The sequence below is a fragment of the Rhodococcus opacus genome, from assembly GCF_012396235.1.
GTDB lineage: Bacteria > Actinomycetota > Actinomycetes > Mycobacteriales > Mycobacteriaceae > Rhodococcus_F > Rhodococcus_F opacus.
The window spans coordinates 133,621-154,398 of sequence record NZ_JAAXPA010000007.1 but is presented as its reverse complement, the minus strand read 5'-3'; the positions used below and the strand labels follow the sequence as shown (position 1 = coordinate 154,398).

The 20,778-nt window shown below is 68.0% G+C and carries 20 protein-coding genes; 6 read left to right on the top strand and 14 right to left on the bottom strand.

All coding sequences use genetic code 11. The annotated features are described in order from the left end of the window. Nucleotides 1-12: 12 nt before the first annotated feature. The 3 genes from HGB39_RS11525 (at nt 13) to HGB39_RS11515 (ending at nt 3,756) form a co-directional block, all read left to right on the top strand. Nucleotides 13-672: an SDR family NAD(P)-dependent oxidoreductase gene (locus HGB39_RS11525; RefSeq protein ID WP_240482721.1), complete on the top strand. Its 660-nt coding sequence runs from the start codon at nt 13-15 to the stop codon at nt 670-672. 76 nt (nt 673-748) lie between these two features. Beyond that, the gene (gene pdxA, locus HGB39_RS11520) at nt 749-2,977 is read left to right on the top strand and encodes a 4-hydroxythreonine-4-phosphate dehydrogenase PdxA (protein ID WP_043789828.1); all 2,229 of its coding nucleotides are present in this window, start codon (nt 749-751) and stop codon (nt 2,975-2,977) included. 11 nt (nt 2,978-2,988) lie between these two features. Further along, a complete protein-coding gene (locus HGB39_RS11515; RefSeq protein WP_005244647.1) occupies nt 2,989-3,756 on the top strand; it encodes a DeoR/GlpR family DNA-binding transcription regulator in 768 nt (255 codons plus the stop codon). Nucleotides 3,757-3,773: 17 nt separating this feature from the next. Here HGB39_RS11515 and HGB39_RS11510 read toward each other — a convergent pair whose 3' ends face one another. The 10 genes from HGB39_RS11510 to relB form a co-directional block, all read right to left on the bottom strand. Beyond that, entirely contained in the window at nt 3,774-4,274 is a 501-nt protein-coding gene (locus HGB39_RS11510) for a hypothetical protein (RefSeq protein WP_005566573.1), read from the bottom strand. A 36-nt stretch (nt 4,275-4,310) separates the two neighbouring features. Next, nucleotides 4,311-5,108 (bottom strand): DUF6390 family protein, encoded by a 798-nt coding sequence (locus HGB39_RS11505; RefSeq protein ID WP_043789823.1) that lies wholly within the window; start codon nt 5,106-5,108, stop codon nt 4,311-4,313. Between the two features lie 24 nt (nt 5,109-5,132). Beyond that, nucleotides 5,133-6,260, bottom strand: coding sequence for a hydrogenase formation protein HypD (gene hypD / locus HGB39_RS11500; protein ID WP_005258643.1), 1,128 nt, complete (start codon nt 6,258-6,260; stop codon nt 5,133-5,135). Nucleotides 6,261-6,285: 25 nt separating this feature from the next. Continuing rightward, entirely contained in the window at nt 6,286-6,558 is a 273-nt protein-coding gene (locus HGB39_RS11495; RefSeq protein ID WP_005244643.1) for a HypC/HybG/HupF family hydrogenase formation chaperone, read from the bottom strand. Between the two features lie 26 nt (nt 6,559-6,584). Next, nucleotides 6,585-7,685 carry a hydrogenase expression/formation protein HypE gene (gene hypE, locus HGB39_RS11490; RefSeq protein WP_005566578.1) on the bottom strand — a complete coding sequence of 367 codons (1,101 nt, stop codon included), beginning with the start codon at nt 7,683-7,685 and terminating at the stop codon, nt 6,585-6,587. Continuing rightward, a complete protein-coding gene (locus HGB39_RS11485; RefSeq protein WP_005566580.1) occupies nt 7,682-8,374 on the bottom strand; it encodes a D-sedoheptulose-7-phosphate isomerase in 693 nt (230 codons plus the stop codon). The genes hypE and HGB39_RS11485 overlap by 4 nt, the downstream gene beginning before the upstream one ends. After that, on the bottom strand, nt 8,371-9,120 hold the full coding sequence (locus HGB39_RS11480; RefSeq protein ID WP_005566582.1) for a sedoheptulose 7-phosphate isomerase: 750 nt from the start codon (nt 9,118-9,120) through the stop codon (nt 8,371-8,373). Before HGB39_RS11480 ends, HGB39_RS11485 begins: the two co-directional genes overlap by 4 nt. Nucleotides 9,121-9,164: 44 nt before the next feature. Beyond that, on the bottom strand, nt 9,165-11,471 hold the full coding sequence (gene hypF, locus HGB39_RS11475; RefSeq protein ID WP_005566584.1) for a carbamoyltransferase HypF: 2,307 nt from the start codon (nt 11,469-11,471) through the stop codon (nt 9,165-9,167). A 146-nt stretch (nt 11,472-11,617) separates the two neighbouring features. After that, nucleotides 11,618-12,187, bottom strand: a complete 570-nt coding sequence (locus HGB39_RS11470; protein ID WP_005566585.1) for an ATP-dependent Clp protease proteolytic subunit — start codon at nt 12,185-12,187, stop codon at nt 11,618-11,620. Nucleotides 12,188-12,267: 80 nt separating this feature from the next. Next, the gene (relB, locus tag HGB39_RS11465) at nt 12,268-12,540 is read right to left on the bottom strand and encodes a type II toxin-antitoxin system RelB family anti-toxin (RefSeq protein ID WP_005244633.1); all 273 of its coding nucleotides are present in this window, start codon (nt 12,538-12,540) and stop codon (nt 12,268-12,270) included. Nucleotides 12,541-12,582: 42 nt separating this feature from the next. Between relB and lhgD the strand changes: the two genes are divergently transcribed. After that, a complete protein-coding gene (gene lhgD / locus HGB39_RS11460; RefSeq protein WP_005566586.1) occupies nt 12,583-13,788 on the top strand; it encodes an L-2-hydroxyglutarate dehydrogenase in 1,206 nt (401 codons plus the stop codon). A gap of 10 nt (nt 13,789-13,798) precedes the next feature. Here the strand turns inward: lhgD and HGB39_RS11455 are convergent, their stop codons facing one another. From HGB39_RS11455 to HGB39_RS11445, 3 genes are all read right to left on the bottom strand, one after another. Then, entirely contained in the window at nt 13,799-14,392 is a 594-nt protein-coding gene (locus tag HGB39_RS11455) for an acyl-CoA-like ligand-binding transcription factor (RefSeq protein WP_005258654.1), read from the bottom strand. Further along, on the bottom strand, nt 14,382-15,905 hold the full coding sequence (locus HGB39_RS11450; protein ID WP_005566587.1) for an MFS transporter: 1,524 nt from the start codon (nt 15,903-15,905) through the stop codon (nt 14,382-14,384). Before HGB39_RS11450 ends, HGB39_RS11455 begins: the two co-directional genes overlap by 11 nt. A gap of 71 nt (nt 15,906-15,976) precedes the next feature. Further along, nucleotides 15,977-17,374 (bottom strand): cytochrome P450, encoded by a 1,398-nt coding sequence (locus HGB39_RS11445; protein ID WP_005566588.1) that lies wholly within the window; start codon nt 17,372-17,374, stop codon nt 15,977-15,979. A gap of 97 nt (nt 17,375-17,471) precedes the next feature. On the opposite strand from HGB39_RS11445, the gene HGB39_RS11440 reads away from it, so the two are divergent. After that, nucleotides 17,472-18,056: a TetR/AcrR family transcriptional regulator gene (locus HGB39_RS11440; RefSeq protein WP_005258658.1), complete on the top strand. Its 585-nt coding sequence runs from the start codon at nt 17,472-17,474 to the stop codon at nt 18,054-18,056. Nucleotides 18,057-18,092: 36 nt separating this feature from the next. Here the strand turns inward: HGB39_RS11440 and scpC are convergent, their stop codons facing one another. Next, complete coding sequence (gene scpC, locus HGB39_RS11435; protein ID WP_054246013.1) at nt 18,093-19,628, bottom strand: succinyl-CoA:acetate CoA-transferase ScpC; 1,536 nt, start codon at nt 19,626-19,628, stop codon at nt 18,093-18,095. Nucleotides 19,629-19,985: 357 nt separating this feature from the next. On the opposite strand from scpC, the gene HGB39_RS11430 reads away from it, so the two are divergent. Continuing rightward, complete coding sequence (locus HGB39_RS11430; RefSeq protein WP_005571956.1) at nt 19,986-20,768, top strand: class II aldolase/adducin family protein; 783 nt, start codon at nt 19,986-19,988, stop codon at nt 20,766-20,768. Nucleotides 20,769-20,778 lie beyond the last annotated feature (10 nt).

The window sequence follows — 20,778 nt, the reverse complement described above, 5'->3', positions numbered from 1 at the left end:
AAGCGTGCGGTCGTGACCGGGGTCAGCTCCGGCATCGGCGCCGCCACCGCCCGGCAGCTTCTCGGCGACGGATGGTCGGTCACCGGATTCAGCCGACGCGACCCCGGCATCGACGACGACCGATTCTCCTGGACGGCCGTCGATCTCGGCGACCTCGACGCACTCTCGGAGCACGCGGCCGCCGCCGGTTCGGTGGACGCCGTCGTGCACGCCGCCGGCCTGCAATCCTCAGCACCTCTCGGGAAACTGCAGGTCGACGACGGCCTGAAGATGTGGCGGATTCACGTCGCAGCCGCGGAGGTTCTCGTCAATGCGCTCGCTCCGTCGATGCGCAACGGCGGCCGGGTGGTCCTGGTCGGCAGCCGCACGATGTCCGGAGCGGCGGGCAAGAGTCAGTACGTCGCCACCAAGTCGGCACTCGTGGGAATGTCGCGGTCCTGGGCTGCGGAGTTGGTGGACCGGGCGATCACTGTCAACGTGGTTGCCCCCGGTCCGACGGACACTCCGATGCTGAACGATCCGGCTCGCACGTCGACGCCTCCGCGGGTCCCGCCGCTCGGTCGATTCATCGCCCCCGGCGAGGTGGCAGGACTGATCGGATTCCTCCTGGGACCGTACGGCGGAAGCATCACGGGTCAGGCGATCGTGCAGTGCGCGGGAGCATCCCTGTGAACAGTCTGCGCGTAACGCGCAAAACTGCTACCATGAAATGCACGAAACGCGCAGATTCCCGGGCGAAGGCGGCATCATGAGACCGAAATCGATCGGATCCGATCCGACCGTCGCGGTCTTCGCCGACGACCTGTCCGGTGCCGCCGAAGTGGCGAGCGCGTTCCTCGATCGGAGTGCGCCCGTATCGCTCCTTCTCGGCGCCGCCGAAACGCATGAACCGGGCGGAGTCGTCATCGCGGATCTCGATACGCGGTCGATGAGCCCGGAGGATGCGGCACGCGCGGTTCGGCACGCGCTCGCCCGAGTTCCGTCCGATGCGCTCGTGGTGAAGAAGATCGACTCACTCCTCCGCGGAAACATCGGGCCCGAGGTGGGAATCCTCGCCGACACCGGTCCGGTGGTCGTCGCAGCAGGGCTGCCGGCGCTCGGCCGGACCGTTCGCCACGGCGTCGTGCACGTCGGAGCGACGCCGCTCCACCGGGCCGGGGTGTGGTCGGCGGAATCCACGCCGCCGCCGGAGTCGATAGCCGAACTCTTTCCGGACAGTCCCACGCAGTGCGTGCACCGCGGTCCCGGTGTCGAACGGGCGCTCGCCCGCGCGGTGTCCGCCGGCGCCATCGCGATCTGCGACGTCGAGACCGACGAGGATCTCCACTCGATCGTCCACGCCTGCCGGGCAATCCCCGGAGTGCGACTGGTCGGGACTTCCGCCCTCGCGGCGGCGGTGGCCCGCACGCTGCCGCTCCGACACGTCCCCACCACAGCGACCAGGCGGGCGGAATCCGTCCTGATCGTCGTCGGGACCGCAGAACCCGTTGCCGTGCAACAGGTTGCGTCGCTGGTCGCCGACGGTGTGCGGCACGTGCCGGTCGACGCGTCGCAACTTCTCCGCGGCGATGTGGACCCGACACCCCTGCGGCACGTTCTCGACGACGGTCCTGCGGTCGTGACGGTCTCCGGCGACGTGGAGCCGTCGAATGCCCGGGCGTTGTCGGCGGCGCTCGGACGGCTGGTCGCGGCCCTGCAGAACGACCGCCGAGCCGACCTCGTGCTCACCGGCGGTGAGACGGCCCGCGCCGTCGTCGACGCGCTGGGGATCACGTCGCTTCGGCCGGTCCACGAAGTGCACCACGGCGCCGTCGCCTCCCTGGCGTCCGACGGACGGCGAGTCGTCACGAGGCCCGGCAGCTTCGGCGACGCGACCAGTCTCGCCGCGATCACGGCCTACCTGCGCGGCGCTCAGCCGCCCACCCACACCCCCACACAGCGAGGACCTCACATGACAGCGTCAACTGATACCGCGAACCTTCCCGTCGTCGCCGTCACCATGGGCGACGGCGCCGGAATCGGCCCCGAGGTGATCGTTCCCGCCTTGCTGGACGAGGCCACCCGGTCCTGGTGCACACCGGTCGTCATCGGCGACGCGAAGCGGCTTCGTCTCGCGGCGAATGTGCTCGGCATCGACGTCGACATCGTGACCGTCGAGTCGGTCGCGGACGCGCAGTCGGTACCCGGGCGCGTCAACGTCATCGATCTCGACCTCCTTCCCGACGACCTGCCGTGGGGCGAACTGTCCTCGGTCGCCGGTCACGCGGCCTACGAGTACATCCGCGTCGCCAGCGAACTCGCGGTACGCGGGGAGGTGCAGGCGATCTGCACGGCCCCGCTCAACAAGGAGGCGCTGCACGCCGCCGGCCACATCTTCCCGGGGCACACGGAACTTCTCGCGCACCTCACCGGCACGGAGGAGGTGTCCATGATGCTGTCGACGCCCAAGCTGAAGGTGATCCACGTGACCACCCACATCGGCCTGCTCGACGCCGTCGCGAAGATCGAACCCGGGCTCGTCGAGCGGACGATCCGGCGTGGGCACGACGCGCTGGTGCGCTCCGGTATCCCGGAGCCGAAGATCGGGGTGTGCGGCATCAACCCGCACGCCGGCGAGCACGGGCTGTTCGGCTACGGGGAAGAGGAGCAGAAGATCATTCCCGCGGTCGAGGTGCTGAAGGCGGACGGTATCGAAGTCCACGGACCCTTGCCGGCGGATACCGCGTTCTTCCTCGCGGGGCGCGGCGACTACGACCTCATCGTGGCGATGTACCACGACCAGGGGCACGGACCGGTGAAGGTCCTCGGCATCGAGGCGGGGGTCAACATCACGGTGGGACTGCCCGTCATCCGGACGTCCGTCGACCACGGCACCGCCTTCGACATCGCAGGCAAGGGTATTGCCGAGGCCGGTAGTATGGTCGAAGCTCTTCGTCAGGCTGCCGAATTGGCAACCAGCACAGCGGTTGTGAAGTAGGGGGACGAAACATGGCGGTTCGCGAGTCGGAAGCACGCCGATCCGAGATCGTGCGACTGGCCCGGTCGAGCGGGTTGGCCAGCGTCGACGACCTGTCGGCGCAGTTCGGTGTCACCGCCTCCACCATCCGGCGGGACCTGAGTCAGCTCACGTCCCAGGGTCTGATCGCCCGGACCTACGGTGGCGCGATCGCGCTCGACCCCCAGCAGGAATCGTCACTCCGCCAGCGCGCTCTCGAGGGATTCGACGCGAAGCGGGCGATCGCGGAATGGGCCGCGAGCCAGGTCCGGCCAGGCGAGACCATCCTGCTCGACGCCGGCACCACCGTGGGTGCGATGGGGGAGTTTCTGCGCGAGATCGACGACATCACCGTCATCGCGGCCGGTCTGACCGCCCTCGAATCGCTGGCCGACGCGGACTCCGTGCGGGTCGAGTGCATCGGCGGAACACTCCGCCACCTCAGTCAGGGGTTCGTCGGACCGTTGGCCGAGGCCACGCTCCAACGCGTCACGTTCGATCGCGCGTTTCTCGGCGCGGACGCCGTCACCGCGGATCTGGGGATCTGTGAAGCAGAGCTGGAGCAGACGCGCCTCAAGGAGATCATGATCGCCCGTGCCGATGAGGTGTACGTGCTCGCGCACGCGGCGAAGCTCGGGCAGCGCCCCTTCCATGCGTGGGCGCCGATCCCTCCGGGAACCACGATCGTCACCGACGACTCGGCAGACACCGGGGAGACCGCGTCTTTCGAAGCTGCGGGGATGCGCGTGGTGCGCGTCTGACGACGGGCGACGGGGCCTTACCGCTTGTCCTTCTTCGCTTGCCGTCGTGCGCCTGCGGCGATGGTGGATGCTTCGAACTTCTTGCGCCCGGATGATTTCCGGGTGGCGTCGGCGCGTTCCTTGCCGGACGAGCCGACCTTGCCGTTGCTGTCGCCGAGTTCGCTGAAGGACGGGGAGTCGCTGCGGGCGCGGGCGAGGCGTTCGTCTTTCAGTTCGCGGGCGCTCGCGCGGGCCGCCGTCGCCAATTGGCCGCTCACCCTGCTGAGTGCTGCCTCGAAGACTTCCACCTTGTCGGCATTGCGCGTGTTGGCCGCTTTACCGGCTCCGCGCGCGCCCTTGTCCGCGACCTTCACTGCGCCTTCCTGGCGGTACAGCTTGACGTGCTTGTTGCGGGCACGGCGGATGCGGGTGTGCAGTGTGATCAGCTTGTCCTCGTCCAAGTCGGCCATCTGCGCCTTCTTGGTTTCGCGGATCAGCACGAACTCTTCTTCGGACAACGAGTTCAGGATCTTCTTCATATCGGCTCCGATCCGGCCACAGGCCGTGAGTTGTAGTCATGGTAGCGGGGAAACGTTCGTGTCGGTCCGTTTCCGTGAGGTCGGGGTCGGGGTCGCTCGCCGAAGCAGTCGCTGATTGGTCTGTGCAAGTTGCCATTCCGTCTGCCCGCGCAACCGGTCCACCCGATCCGGATCGAGACGGTCGCACACGAAATCCCAGTGCACCGCCACCCGGTCACCCACGGTGAGGTCGGCGACGAAAGCACCTTCGGGCACGCGGTAGTCGGCCGGGTCGTCCTGTTCGGGCCCGAGGGACAGCTGGGTGCCGTCCCACGACAGGCGACGCGACCGGACGACGGCCCGGTCGTGATCGATGCCGACCACCTCACCCCAGCGGATGCGGCACGAGTCGAGAACCTGCAGCGGCTGCGGCATTCCGGTGTCCAGCAGCCGCGACCACGGATACACGCCGAACACGTGAAAGTTGTGGGTGGGCGCCGCCTCCCCGAGCAGGTCCTCGGTGAGGTGTTTCCAGTAGTGGCCGGCCTGCGACGCGAGGCGGGCGAGCAATGCCGCGCCGAACTCGGCGCGGTCGACGCGGTCGGAGAGTTCGTCCGAGGTCCAGTAGGCTCGAACGACTCTCTCGTCCAAGGGGTCCGGTATTCCGGCGAGCCGGGCGATCACCTCCTGGTACGGCCAGGCGCCGCTGAACTGCTTCGCCAACGCCACCACGTCGGTATCCGGCGCCGCACCGCACGCGACCGCCTGCAGTCGCTCCGAACCGGGAGGGCCGCAGTAGCCCAAGGCATTCGGGGCGTGCGCATACTGCGCGAACACTCGATGCCCGGACGGCATCCTGTGTTCGCGCGGCATCACCGGTCAGCCTCGCTGACCCAGCAATTGCGCCGTCTCGCGGTGGAGCCGGCCGAAGTTGTAGTACGCGGCACACGCGCCCTCGGGGGACACCATGCACGTGCCGATCGGCGTCTCCGGTGTGCAGGCCGTCCCGAAGACCTTGCATTCCCACGGTTTGATGACGCCTTTGAGAACCTCACCGCACTGGCACGCCTTCGGATCGGCCACCCGCACACCCGGCATCGAGAACTTCTCCTCGGCGTCGAATTCCGCGTAGTTCCGGTGGACCTTGAGCGCGCTCTGAGAGATGAACCCGAGCCCGCGCCACTCGAAGTGCGGGCGTAATTCGAACGTTTCGGCCATCAGCTTCAGCGCCTGCACGTTGCCCTCCGCGCGCACCACGCGCTTGTACTGGTTCTCGATCTCGCAGCGGCCCTCGCGGATCTGCTGGAGCAGCATGTGCACCGACGCGAGGATGTCGAGTGGCTCGAAGCCCGCGACCACCATCGGTTTGCCGTATACCTCGGACACGAACCGGTACGGCCGCAGCCCCACCACGGTGGACACGTGGCCCGGACCGAGGAAACCCGACAACCGCAGGTCGGGGGACTCGAGGATCGCCTTGATCGGCGGAACGATGGTGACGTGGTTGCAGAACACACTGAAGTTCTTCACGCCCAGCGCCCGCGCGCGCACCAACGTCACCGCGGTGGACGGTGCCGTCGTCTCGAACCCGACGGCGAAGAACACCACCTGGTGGTCGGGATTGTCGAGTGCCACCTTCAGCGCGTCCAGCGGCGAATACACGAAGCGGACGTCCGCGCCACGGGCCTTGGCCTCGATGAGGTTGCCCTTGGATCCGGGCACCCGCATCATGTCGCCGAACGTCGTGAAGATGACGCCGGGCTGTTCGGCCAGCCACATGGCGTCGTCGACGCGGCCCATGGGGATGACGCACACCGGACATCCCGGTCCGTGCACCAGTTCGACCGATTCCGGCAGGAGATGCTCGATGCCGTGCCGGTAGATCGTGTGGGTGTGGCCGCCGCACACCTCCATGAATTTGAACTCGTCGCCACGGGCCAGTTCGGTGATGGATTTGACCAGGGCGCGTGCCGCCGCCGGGTCCCGGAATTCGTCGACGAACTTCATCCCTGTTACCTCGTTCTTGCTGTAGTCACGCGATTTCGGACGAGTTGAACGCGTCGATCTCGTTCACGTAGTCGGCGCCCATCTTCTGCACCTGATCCAACGTCAGCTGCGCCTCGATCTCGTCGATCTTCGCCATCGCGAAACCGACGTGCACGAGCACCCAGTCACCGACGACGAGACCTTCTTCGGCGAGCAGTCGCACACTGATCGTTCTCTGGACGCCGTTCACGTCCACCTTGGCCAGATGCTGTTCGGCGTCGACGATGTCGACCACCTGACCGGGTATCCCCAGACACATCGTGGTTCTCCTTCTCGGGCTGTTCTTCAGCAGATTCGGGGGAGCGGGTCGCCGACGAGCATGTCGACGATCCGGCTGCCGCCGAACGAGGTTCGCAGTGCGACGATGCCCGGCGGTTCGGCCAGGATCTCGCCCACCACGGTGGCATCGGCTCCCCTCGGGTGGGATCGCATCGCCGCGACGGCCGCATCCGCCTCGTCCGACGCGACGATCGCGACGAACTTCCCCTCGTTCGCGACGTACAGCGGGTCGATGCCGAGCATGTCGCAGGCGCCCAGCACCTGCGGCTCGATGGGCAGGGACTGCTCGTCCACGATCACGGCGAGCTGGCAGGCGTGAGCGAGTTCGTTGCACACGGTGCCGACGCCGCCGCGGGTGGCGTCTCGCATCCACCGCGTCGACGGTGCCGCGTCCAGCAGCGTCTCCACCAACGAGTTCACCGGGGCCGTGTCGGAGGCGATGTCGGCCTCGATCGCCAGGTCACCGCGGGCGAGCATGACCGCCATGCCGTGGGCGCCGATGGTTCCCGACAACAGCACCTTGTCGCCGGCGCGCACGAGATCCGCCGACAGCCGCCTGCCCTCCGGGATGACACCGACACCGGCGGTGGAGATGTAGACGCCGTCGGCGGCGCCCTTGCCGACGACCTTGGTGTCGCCGGTGACGATCTGCACTCCGGACAGGACGGCCGCCTCGCTCATGTCGGCGACGATCTCCCGCAGTTCGGCGATCGGGAAACCCTCCTCGATGACGAACGCCGCCGACAACCACCGCGGGCGCGCACCGGACACGGCGAGATCGTTCACCGTCCCGTGCACCGCGAGATGCCCGATGGAACCGCCGGGAAAACGCAGTGGCTGAACCACGTACGAGTCGGTGGAGAACGCGAGCCGCTCACCCGACGGCATGGTGAGCGCGGCCGCGTCACCGAGTTGCTCGAGTTCCTCGTTGCGGAACGCCTCGACGAACACCGCGTCGACGAGGGCCGCCGACGACTTCCCGCCCGCACCGTGAGCGAGGGTCACCACCTCGTCCAGCAGCCGCGGCCGGCGTTGCCGGAACTTGTCGATCCGCTCGAGGACCCGGTCTTCCCGTTCCGCCGAGGTTGTCGGTTCGGTGGTGCTCATGAAGCCTCCACGGAGTTGGGAGCGGGCCGCGCCATGTGTTCCTGGGCCACCGACCACAGCCGGTACCCGAGCATCGCGTGGCTCTCCTGGATCCGGTGGATGCTCTGCGAGTGGACGGTGTAGCAGAAGTCGAGTTCGCCGGCGGACGCCATCGCCGCCATCCGGCCGCCCTCGTGCCCGGCGAACCCGATGGTCAGCAGCCCCCGCTGTTTCGCCTCGGTGAGCGCGGTCATCAGATCGTCGGAGTTGCCCGACGTCGACAGTGCGATCGCGACGTCCCGGTCCCGGGCGTGCGCGATGATCTGCCGCTTGAAGATCAGATCGAAACCCACGTCGTTGCCGAGCGCCGTCACCACGGCCTGATCGGCGGCGAGCGACCACGCCGCCACCGGCCGTCCGCGGGCGGGACGGCTGAACAGCGACGCGAGCGTGGCGGCGTCGGTGGAGCTGCCGCCGTTGCCGAACGTGTAGAGCCGGCCGCCGCGACGGAATCTGTCGGCCATGTCGATGCCGGCCGCGGTCAGGCCGTCGCCGTACTCGTCGAGGGACTCCTTCTGCAGCCGCGCGCTCTCGGTGGCCTTCCCCCGCGCGGAGGCGGCGAGGTCGTCGAGGAGGCTCTGGGCGTCGGTTTCCTCCGAGTCGATGAACGGGTAGAGGAAGCTGGTGCTTTCCGAATCGTGCGTCGTCATCGGTTCGTCTCCTGCCCGGCGTCGTCGAGTCTGGTGATCGCGGCACCCGCATGCACCAGGACGAGGTCGTTCGGCCGAACGTCGCCGAGGACGCTGACATCCACCCACTCCTCGCCCGCAGCGGTGCGGACCAGGGCAGGTCCGAGCGGTTCGGCCGGCTCGATCACCACCTCACCGAGACGCCCCTCGTCGCTGCACGTGACGCAGACCGTCTCGTCGCACTCCTCGGCGTCGGGCTTCAGCAGTCCCGAGTGCTCGAAGCAGACGTGGGTGAGTTCCCACAGCAGGTGATACATGAGGACGAACCGCCCGGTGGCCGGCACCATCGGATCCTCCGAGTCGACCCAGAGGATGTGGTTCGCCGCACCGGCCGGAGGTCGGGCGCCCGCCCCGATCCACAGCGTCATCGCACCCCACGCCGGTGCGCGGCGCATCGCGTCGACCACGGCGGGCTCGTTCGCCGACGCCACGGCCAGCAGGATGTCGCCGGGCCTGCTCGCCACCCGGGCCTGCGCCACCGGATCGGGTTCGACGAGTGCCACCGACGGCAGCGCCCGTTTACCCATGATCACGGGATGGACGAATTCGACGGCGACGTGATGGGCGTGCGGTTCCCACTGGGGTGAGATCACCCAGAGCGTGGCGCCGTCATGGAATCTGCGGGCGAGTGACAATGCTGCGGCAGCGAGATCCGCAGACAGATCGGTGTCGACAAGGTGCCCGCCCGCCTCTGCGGTGGTGGTCATTCACTAGCTCCCGTCCCGGACCGGCCGGTCGGGGGCTGCCGACGTCACGGTCCGCGCATGGTTGCCGCGGCACCGATCACCGCCTGGCCGAGGGAGAGTCCTCCGTCGTTGGGAGGCACCCGGTGGTGGGTGAGGACTCGATAACCGCTGCTCTCCCAGTGTGCTCTCACCAGTGCGAGGAATAAACGGTTTTGAAAGACTCCTCCGGTGAGTCCGATCGTCGACGCGCCGGTCGCGGTGGCGGCCCGGTCGACGAGATCGGCGGTCGCGGCGGCGAGGGCATGGTGGAAGCCGAGTGCGAGCGTCGCGGGCGGGGTCCCGTCGCGGAGACCGGCAACCAGTCCGGACACCAGAAGAGGCAGCTCGAGCTGGTCGTTCTCCACGTCCATGGCCAGGGGAGCCGGGTGCGGGGCGGTCCGGGCGAGGGCCTCGAGTTCGACGGCCGCCTGCGCCTCGTAGGTGATCCGATGCCGCACCCCGAGCAGCGACGCTACGCCGTCGAACAGGCGGCCCGCGCTCGTCGTCCTGACGCAACCGAGACCCGACAGAAGTTGGGACTCCACGGCCGCGCGTTCCGCCGAGGGGACCGCCTCCACGCACGGCAGCCCGTCGACGTCGGTGATCCCGCACTCGTGCAGCAGAGCCAGCGCCACCCGCACCGGATTCCGGACGGCGGCATCACCGCCCGGCAGTGAGAAGGGCTGGACGTGACCCACCCGCCTCGAGTCGAGGATGTTCGGGCCGACCAGGAGGAGTTCGCCGCCCCACACGGTGGTGTCGCAGCCGTACCCGGTCCCGTCGAACGCGACACCGAGCACCGTCGTCCCGACCAGTCCGTGTTCGGCCATCAGCGACGCGACGTGCGCGTGGTGGTGCTGCACGGTGAGCAGGGGGACGCCGGTCCTCTCGCTGTAGCGCCGGGCCCAGTGGTGCGTCGAATATCCGGGGTGCCGGTCGGCGACCACGGCCTCCGGGGAGATGCCGTGCAGATGCGTCAACTGCCGCACCGACGTCTCGAAGGCGCGCTGACTCTCCAGGCTGCCCATGTCGCCGAGGTGCGCCGAGCAGAACGCGTAGTCCTGCCGGGTCAGGCAGAAGGTGTTCTTGATCTCCGCGCCGACCGCGAGGATCTCCGGGCCGTGCGCAGGCAGCACGACCGGCAGCGGTGCGAACCCGCGCGAGCGGCGGATCGGCAGTACCGCCCCGGCCGCCACCGCCAGGACGGAATCCTCGCAGGGCACCGCGATGCGGCGGTCGTGCATCAGGAACACGTCGGCGATGTCCGCCAATCGAGTACGGGCGTCGTCGTTGTCGAAACAGAGGGGTTCGCCGCTCAGGTTGCCCGACGTCATGACCAGCACCCGCGGTGGGTCGACGTCGCTGCCGGGGGTCCGGGTGAACAGGAGATGGTGCAGCGGGGTGTAGGGGAGCATCACCCCGAGGTCGTCGATCCCGGGCGCGATGCCGTCGGCAATCGACGCAGTGTTCTTCTTGCGCAACAACAGGATCGGCCGGGCCGCGTGTCGCAGCAGCGCGCTCTCGGGCTCGGAGATCTCGCACAGCTCGGCGGCGACGGACAGGTCCGCGGTCATCACCGCGAACGGTTTATCGGGGCGGTGCTTGCGCGCCCGCAGAGTCTCGACGGCGGTCGGGTCGGCGGCATCGCACACGAGGTGGAACCCGCCGAGGCCCTTGACCGCCACGATCCGGCCGTCCCGCAACGCCCCCTGCACCGCGGTGAGGACGGCGTCGTCCCCGTCGATCCGGTGCCGGTCGATCTCGGCGAACAGGTGCGGACCGCAGTCGGGGCAGCACACCGGCTGGGCGTGGAACCGTCGGTCCGCGGGGTCGCGGTATTCGGCGAGGCACGCCGCGCACAGCGGGAACTCGGCCATCGTGGTGTTGGGCCGGTCGTAGGGCAGGTCGGTGATCACCGTGAACCGCGGCCCGCAGTTGGTGCAGTTGACGAACGGGTGGCGGTACCGCCGATCGTGCGGATCGGCCAGTTCGCGAAGACAATCCGCGCACGTCGCCACGTCCGGCGACACCAGTGTCCGCGCGCCGGGGACGTGCCGGCTGTCGATGATCCGGAACGACTGGTCCCCGCGCACCGGAACGGGCTGGGCGGTCGCGTCGACGATCACGGCCATCGGCGGCGCGTCCGCGCGGAGCCGGCGCACGAACTCGGACACCGACGCCGACTTGCCCTCGATCTCGATGAACACGCTGACGTCGTCGTTGCCGCAGTGGCCGTGCAGTCCCAGGTCGTCGGCCAGTCGCGCGACGAACGGGCGGAAGCCGACCCCCTGCACGACCCCGTGGACCGTGATGCGCGATCGTTCGACCGTCATCCTCGGATGATTCCCCCGTCGAGGTGCGGGGCGCAAGAGCCCGCCCGTTGACGTCCAGCCGCACAGCCGCACCCTTCCTCGGTTCGCGCACTCGAAATTGCGCCCGAATTCGTGCGCGGGAGCCGACAACGAGTGCGTCCGCCGGATTACTCCCCGTCGACCGAGCGCGCGCCGGTGACGGCGTCGATCAACCCGTAGTCGCGCGCCTCGTCGGCGGTGAGGATCCGGTGGTTCCGCATGTCACCGATCACCGTGTCGACGGGACGCCCGCAGGAGTCGGCGATGCGCTGCTGCAGCCTCCGGAGTTGCTGCTCGTGATGTTCCGCGGCGATGGCGACGTCCGACGCCGGACCGGCGCAGGACGTCTGCGGCTCGCGGAGGTGGAACGTGGCGTGCGACGCCGACGTCCGGCGATCGGCGGGCGCGAGGAGGGCGATCGCCATTCCCCGAACGTCGCCGCGGCAGTGGACGTGCAGCGGGACGCCCATCAGGTCGAGGGTGTCGAGGAGGGTGGCGGCCGCGTCGATGTCGGCGTCGACGCCGTGCAGCCACAGCTGGACCTCCCCGTCGTCCGAGGCGTCGAGCAATGCCAGCGACGCCGCCGCGCGGTTGGTGGCCTCGGCGTCGAGTCGGCCGGTCAGCGACACGATTCGTTTGTCGAACAGGCGCTCGGCCAGCCAGTCGGGACCGGGAGCGGGCACGGACGTGACGGGCATCGGGACGGGCGGCTGGAGGGGGTCCGGCTGCCAGGGCGTGTGAAACGGCGGGACCGGTGGTGGGGTGGGTGGTGGCCAGATCATGGTGATGACTCCCGGTGCGCTGAGATCGTCCAGTCGACCGTCCGGCCCACGGCCTCCGCATACCGTTCGAGCGTCGACAGGCGGGGGTCGACGTCGCCGCGTTCGAGTCGTGCCACGGCCGATTGCGACGTGCCCATGTGGGCGGCGATCTCCGTCTGCGTCAGACCGCGCTCGCGGCGAGTGCTGACGAGCTCGTCCAGCAGCGCTCGACGCCGATCGGACAGGTGCTCCAGTCCGGGAAAAGACGTGCGTCGAGGGGTGGTCGACATACCATCGATGATATCTCGAGAACGGTATACGGAGGGGTGCTCATGGCGAAGGTTCGTGCGGCCGTCATCGGCGGCGGCATCATCGGTCTGGCGGTCGCCCGGGAACTCCTGCACCGGATGGACAGCGTCGAGGTAACGCTGTTCGAGAAGGAATCGCGGGTCGCGGCCCACCAGACCGGCCACAACAGCGGCGTCGTCCACGCCGGCCTGTACTACCCGCCGGGCAGCCTGAAAGCGCGCCTGTGCCGCCGTGGCGTCACCCTCCTGCAGCAGTACGCGGAGAACAAGGGTGTGGCCTACGAGGAATGCGGCAAAGTGGTGGTCGCCCACGACTCGTCCGAAGTGGCGCGGATGGACGCCATCTTCGACAGAGCGGTGGCCAACGGCGTCCCCGGCATCCGCAAGGTCCCGGGGGAGGAGATCCCCGAGATCGAACCGCACGCACGCGGCGTCGCCGCCGTGCACTCGCCGCACACCGCGATCATCGACTACGTGGCGGTCGCGGAGGCTCTCGCCGCGGACATCGCCGCCGCGGGCGGACGCGTCCTCCTCGGCCGGGAGGTCGTGGGCCTGGACAGCCGGACCGCGGAAACGGTGGTCACCACCCGGCAGGGCAGTGAGGCTTTCGACCTGGTGGTCACGTGCGCGGGACTGCAGTCCGACCGGGTGGCACTGATGTCGGGTGAACCGCGATCACCTCGGGTGGTGCCCTTCTTCGGCGACTACTTCCTGCTCGAGCCCGAGCGGTCCTCGCTCGTGAAGGGGCTGATCTACCCGGTTCCGGACCCGCGGTACCCGTTCCTCGGCGTCCACCTCACCAAGAGGATCGACGGGCGAATCATGCTCGGACCGAACGCCTTTCTCGCCTTCGGGCGGGAGGCATACGACCGTCGGGGGTGGTCGGCGTCGGACGTGATGTCGGCGGTCGGGTTTCCCGGGTTCTGGCGGTTCGCCGTGCACAACACCGCGGCGGCAGTCCGTGAGGCCCGCACCGTCTTCAGCACGGGACAGTTCGTGAAGGAGGCGCAGAAGTACGTGCCCGATGTGCGCCGCTCCGACGTCACCCGCGGACCCCGGGGCATCCGCGCTCAGGCGATGAACGCCGACGGCAGCCTCGAGGACGACTTCGTCATCACCGGGGCGGGACGCGTCGTTCACGTCCGGAACGCGCCCTCGCCGGGTGCGACGTCGTCACTCGCCATCGCCGAACACGTCGTGACGGAGGTTATCGCCCGCGCGACCGCGTGACCTGCCGGGTCTACGACGTGGCACGCCCGAGCGGCAACCCGTCCTCGAGGAACTCCAATGCGCGCAGGGCGAGTGGCAGATCACCGGGAAGCAGATCGACCACACCGAGGATGACTCCGACGATCGCCCCGGCGAGCGCGCGGACCTCGAAGTCGTCGGCGGTGCGTCCGACCCTGCGCGCCATGACACCCGCGATCATGTCGATGCTGCGCACCATTTCCTGCATGATGGCACCGCGAAGTTCCGGGACCGAGTACAGCAGTTCCTGACGCTTCCGCTCGAAGTCCAAGTCTGCCTGGGACAGGCCGGCGAACACGGACTCGGCCGCCTTCCGGAATGCGGTGATCAGCGGGACGTCCGGCGGTTGCGCTTCGATCGCCTCGATCATGACCGGATCGAGGTCGTCGGCGAGCACCAGTTGTTCCTTGGTGGGGAAGTAGCGGAAGAACGTGCTCGGCGACACGTCCGCCGCCTCCGCGATCTGCTCGATCGTGGTTTCGGCGTAGCCCTGTTCACGGAACAACCGAAACGCCTCGGAACGGATGGTCAGCCGGGTGCGCGCCTTCTTCCGCTCCCGCAGGCCTGGTCGAGCGTCAATGGACATGTACCGATTCTGACTCATCCTGCTCCCGGGCCGGGGTATCGCGGGGCGTGAACCGCGCTGCGAGCACCATCGCGACGGCGCAGATGCCCGCGCACACCCACAGCATGAGCCCCATCCCGGACAGGAACGACGCCTGGACCTGCGCGAGCATCGACGGGTCGCCGGTCGCCTCGGCCACCGCGACGCCGGCGTTGACGCCGTCGCGGACCGGATCCACGTCGAGTGCGCCCAGTTCGGTCCGGTAGCGGGTGGCGAGCACGGTGCCCAGCACCGCGACCCCGATCGTTCCGCCTGCCTGCCGCAGCGCCTGGATCAGCGCCGAGCCGGAACCGGACCGTTCGGCCGACAGTGCGCCCAGGGCCGCACCCATCGCCGCCGGCATCACGAAACCCATTCCCGCGCCGACGAGTGCGATCCATGTCGCGGTGAACCAGTACGCGGAATCGACGGAGGTCAGGGCGCCGGTCGCGAGTCCCGCCGTGAGGAGGGCGAACCCGATGACGATGACCGGCCGGGCGCCGGCGCGCCGAAGCAGTTGGTCGCAGAGCCGGGTGCCGACCAGCAGTCCGCCGATCAACGGCAGCAGACGGAGGCCGCTACCCAGCGCGTCGACCCCGAGCACGGCCTGGAAGTACTGCGGAACCGTGAAGAACAGCCCGAACATCCCGAAGTTGACCAGCGTCGTGAAGATCGTGCCCCAGCGGAATCCGGGACTGGCGAACAGCGACGTGTCGATCAGGGGATGACGCGACCGACGCTCCCACATCGCGAACAGTCCGAGCACGACCACGGCCGCTGCGATCGACGTCAATGCCAGTGTGTCGCCCCAGCCGTCCTGGCCGGCCTTGATGAAACAATAAGTGAGGCAGAGTAATCCGAATGACGACAGTGTGGCGCCGAGATAGTCGGTGGGCGACTGCTCCTCGCTGCGCGATTCCGGAACCAGGGTCGCGACGGCGATCGCGCCGACGACGACCAGCGGCACGTTGATCAGGAACACCGATCCCCACCAGAAGTTTTCGAGCAACCACCCGCCGAGAATCGGGCCGAGGGGCAGGCCGATCGCGGTGGACGTCACCCAGATGGTCAGTGCCCGCGACCGTTCGCCGGCGTCGGGGAACAGCACGGGCAGCACCGCCATCGACAGCGGCATCATCACTGCGGCCCCCAGCCCCAGCAGGGTGCGTCCGGCGATCAGTTGACCCGACGTGGTCGCGTAACTGCAGAGCAGCGACGCGACACCGAACAGGACGAGGGCGCCGAGCAGGAGTTTCTTGCGGCCGTACCGGTCGCCGAGCGCGCCCGCAGGAAGCAGTGCGGCCGCGAGGACCAGCGTGTATGCGGAACTGAACCACTGCAATTGCGAGTTGTCCGCTCCGAGATCGACCGCCAGTGTCGGCAGTGTCACCGTCAGGACCGTGATGTCGAGACCGATGGTCAGCATGGCCACGGACAGGGCTCCGAGCGCCCACCAGCGGCGTGGGGCGACTTCGATGACCGTCGTTTCACTCATGACAGCTCCACTCGAAAGGAAGTTACTATATTTTGATAGTAACTCTCACTTTGCGGCTGTCAAGGGACCGGTCAGCGCCGGCGGAGCTGCAGCGTGAAGCCCTCGGGCATGAGGGTGAGCCGCTCGGCGACCTTCAGTCGATAGCTCGGGTCGCCCACGATGTCGTATCGACGCAGGATCGTGCCGAGAACCAGGACCGCCTCGTGCAGGGCGAACTGTCGTCCGATGCAGGCGCGCTCGCCGGTCCCGAACGGCTTGTACACGTGCGCGGGACGGGACCGGATGCGCTCGGGCAGGAAATGGTCGGGGTCGAACGCCTCGGGATCGTCACCCCACACGGGGTCGCGGTGCAGGGCGGGGATGAGGACGAGAACCCAGTCGCCAACCTTCATCGGGTACTTGCCGACGAGGGTGGTGTCGACGGTCGCCTCCCTGCCGTAGGCGGGGGCTGTCGGCCACAGCCGCAACGATTCGTCGAGCACCCGGCGCACGTAGCGGAGTTTCGCGATCTGCTCGAACGCAGGCTCTTCGTCGCCCCAGACCGCGTCGACCTCCGCCTGCGCCTTCGCGAGGACGTCGGGATGTCGCGACAGATAGTACAGGGCGAACGACAGTGCGCCGGAGGTGGTCTCGTGCCCCGCGACCAGGAACGTCACCACCTGGTGGCGGATGTTCAACTCGTCGATCCGATGGGGGTCGTCCTCCCGGGCCGCCCGCAGCATGAGTTCGAGCAGGTCCTCGGGGCCGGCCTCGGCGCTGTCGCGACGGGCACGGATCACCTCGTCGACGACCTCGGCCATGTGTTCGAGGTTGGCGACGTTGCGTCGATCCGACCGTCGCATCAGCAGGCGCCCGAGCGCGCTGGACTTCACGAACGTGGTGCGCTGCGAATGGCTCAGCGCTCCGACCATCGCCTGCACGAAGGGGTGCGGCCGCTCGCGTCTGAACGAGTCGAAGGAATAGCTGAAGCCGGTGCGGCCGATGGTCTCGAGCGTCAGCTTCGTCATGTCGGAGGAGACGTCGACGGGGGAGCCGTCCACCCGCTCGTCCCAGTGCTCCGCCAGTTCGCCTGCGACATCCAGCATCGTGCGGTGATACGACCGCATCGCGGATTTGGTGAATGCCGGGGCGAGGAGGTTGTGCGCCTTGCTCCAGTTCGGCTCGTGGTTGTAGGCGGTGAACAACCCGTCGCCACCCACCTCACGCAGCGACGCGACACCGGGCGCCAGGTGCTTCGCGAACCGGGATTCGTCGGAAAGTTCCGCGACCATGTCGGCACCGGAGGCGAATACGAACCGATTGCCGAGGACGTTGCGCTCGAAGATGGGCCCGAGCTTTCTGCCGATCTCCATCGAATTCTGCACGGGAGTGCGGATGCTGATCCCGAAGACGTCGCCGACGACGGGAAGCCGCCATCGAGGATGCGGGATGGTCGCCTCCGCTGTGGTGTGCAGTGATTCGACGCTCATGTCGACCCCCGTGTCGATGTGGCCTGCGTTACTGAATTGATGTCTAGTACGCAAGGTACGCCTTACTGAACCGGTGTCAAGCAGTACGGTGACTGGCATGACCAGCGCCCGCCGACGGCTCGCCCCGGAGCAGCGCCGGGCGCAGTTGCTCGACATCGGCGCGCGGCTGTTCGCGGACCGCCCCTACGAGGACGTGTGGATCGAGGAGGTCGCGGAACTCGCCGAGGTGTCGCGCGGATTGATGTACCACTACTTCCCGACGAAGCGCGATTTCTTCGCCGCGATCGTCGAACGCGAATCCGAACGACTGCTCGAGGTGACGGCCCCCGACTCCACGCTCCCCGTCGAGGAACAGGTCGCGGCCGGCCTCGACGCGTACTTCGAGCACGTCGCGAGCCACCGGCACGGAGTCCGGGCCATCAACCACGGCGCACTGTCGGCCGACGCCGACATCCGGGCCATCGTCGAGCGGGAACTCGACGCCCAGCAGCGCCGCATCGTCGACGCGCTCGATCCCCCCGACGGCGAACGGGAACTCGTCGGCGTCGCGGTGCGCGGGTGGATCGCCTTCGTGCGCGCCGTGTGCATGGACTGGCTCGATCACCCGTCGATCGCCGAGGGTGAGCTACGTGAACTCTGCCTGCGCTCGCTGCGCGGAATGCTGGGTGGGCGGCTCGACTGAGCCGCGCTCAGCGTCCGGCTCTGCCGGGGGTCCGGGCTACCGGGCGGGACCGTCCTGGAGCCGCATCGAGCCGGACTCGATGTACCGCTGGTGGAACGAGAACGCCTCCCCGAGCAGGTGCGGCGTCTGGCCGGCTCCCGGGGTGGCCGTCGCCCGCTCGACGTAGTCGGTGAGCAGCGGCCGGAATTCCGGATGCGCACAGCGCTCGATGATCACCCGTGCCCTCCGGCGCGGCGACAACCCCCGCAAGTCGGCGAGGCCCTGCTCGGTGACCAGCACCTGGGTGTCGTGTTCGGTGTGGTCGACGTGCGGGGTCATCGGGACGATCGACGAGATCGCCCCGTTCTTCGCCGTCGACGGGCTGAGGAACATCGACAGGTACCCGTTGCGCGCGAAGTCCCCGGAACCGCCGATGCCGTTCATGATCTTGGTGCCCATCACGTGCGTCGAATTGACGTTCCCGTAGACGTCGGCCTCCAACATCCCGTTCATCGCGATGATTCCCAATCGGCGGACCACCTCGGGGTGGTTGCTGATTTCCTGCGGACGGAGCCGGATGTGCTGCCGGTAGAAGTCGATGTTGGAGGTCAACTCCTCGATCCCCGCCTCCGAGAGCGCCAGCGCGGTAGCCGACGCGAACCGGACGGTGCCGTGCTTGATCAAGTGCAGCATCCCGTCCTGGATGACCTCGGAATAGCAGGTCAAACCCCGATACGGGCCGCGATCGAGCCCGCCGAGCACGGCATTGGCCACGTTTCCGACGCCCGCCTGCAGTGGCAGCAGGGTGTTCTCCGGGAGCCGGCCACGCCTCACCTCGTGGTCGAAGAAGTCCAGCACGTGGGCCGCGATCGCCTCGCTGACCGCATCCGGCGCCGTCAGCGCACTCGCACTGTCGGGGGCATTCGTCTCCACCACCGCAACAACCTTGGCCGGGTCCACCCGGTAATGCGGTTGCCCGATGCGGTCCTCGACGTCGGTGAGTTCGATCGGCCGGCGGTGCGGGGGCAGCGCTGTGCCGTAGTAGATGTCGTGGATACCGTCCATCGCGTCCGGAACCCACGAGTTGACCTCGAGAATGACTTTCTCCGCGACGTCGAGCCACGTCTTGTTGTTTCCGACCGACGCGGAGGGGATCAGCTCACCGGTCTCGGTGATGCCGGAAACCTCGACGACCGCGACGTTCACCACGCCGTAGTAGCCCTCCCACACCTGCTGCGCCACGTGCGACAGGTGGATGTCGACGTAATCCATCCGCCCCTGGTTGATCTTCTGCCGCGCCGTGGATTCCGCCTGGTAGGGCATCCGCAGGGCGATTCCGTCGATCTCGGCGAGCATCTTCTCGGTCTCCGTCGACACGGACGCCCCGGTCAGCAAGTCGATGGTGAAATTCGCGCCGGCCGCGCGCGCGGAGTGAATCCGGTCAGCCAAGGCCGGGATGACCGCCTTGGGTGTCCCTGCGCTGGCGAAACCGCTGACAGCGACGGTGTCACCCGGACCGATGGCCTTCACCGCTTCCTCCGCCGACGTCACCTTCTGCTGAAACGCCGAATGTCGTATCCGGTTCGACTGCAACGGGGACGCGGGATCACTGATCTGGAGGCTCACGGCGGCCAGTGTAGAAGTGAGTGGCGTGACCCGAACACCCGAAAGTTCGTCGGATCACATCCGGTGTTCGCCACTGCCCGTCGTCCGCGACCGTTCGTCGCGGCGGGCCCGCCGCTCGTCGGTTCTGCGAGGTCGCCCGTCGAATCGCGTACGCGGCCGTTTCATATCGTGATTCTGGTCACACGACGAGCGCTTCCCGTGCGAAAGCTCGGCGAGAACGCCGATGGAGAGGCGGAGGGTACGGGATCGGCAGAACGCTGGCATGTAAATAAATCAGTTGATATATTTAAGCCGAAATCCCTTCGGTGATCAAGGAGATCCCGCATGAGTGCACCCACCGTTACGTCGCAGGCCCGAACGAGCCCGGCGAAGACCGAGGCGGAACTGCGTCGTGAACTCGCGGCGGTGTACCGCCTGCTCGCGCATTTCAAGATGACCGACCTCATCTTCACGCACGTCTCGGTCCGGCTTCCCGGGCCCGAACATCATTTCCTCATCAACCCGTACGGTCTGCTCTTCGAAGAAATCACCGCCTCCAACCTGGTGAAGATCGGACTCGACGGCGAACTCGTCGAACCGTCCGAATATCACGTCAACCCTGCGGGGTTCGTGATCCACGGCGCGATTCACGAGGCCCGGCCGGACGCGCAGTGCGTGCTGCACACCCACACGAAGGCCGGGTGCGCGGTGGCCGCGCAGGAGCACGGACTGCTGCCGCTGAACCAGATCTCGATGGAGTTCTACAACCGGGTCGGCTACCACGACTACGAGGGCATCGCCCTCAACACGGCCGAACGTGTGCGGTTGGTCGAGGACCTCCGCGACCACCCCGCGATGATCCTGCGCAATCACGGACTGCTCACCGTGGGCGCATCCGCCGCCGAGGCGTTTCTGCGAATGTTCTATCTGGAGAAGGCGTGTGACATCCAGATCGCTGCCCAGGCGTCCGGTGAACTGCGCGTTCCGTCGCCCGAGATCGCCGAGCACACCGCCCGCCAGTTCGCCGGCGAGGCCACGGACGACTACACCGACGATCAGGCCTACGAGATGGCGTGGGCGGCGCTGCTGCGGATGCTGGACCGCACCGTCCCTGACTACAAGGACTGACGGCGGCTCA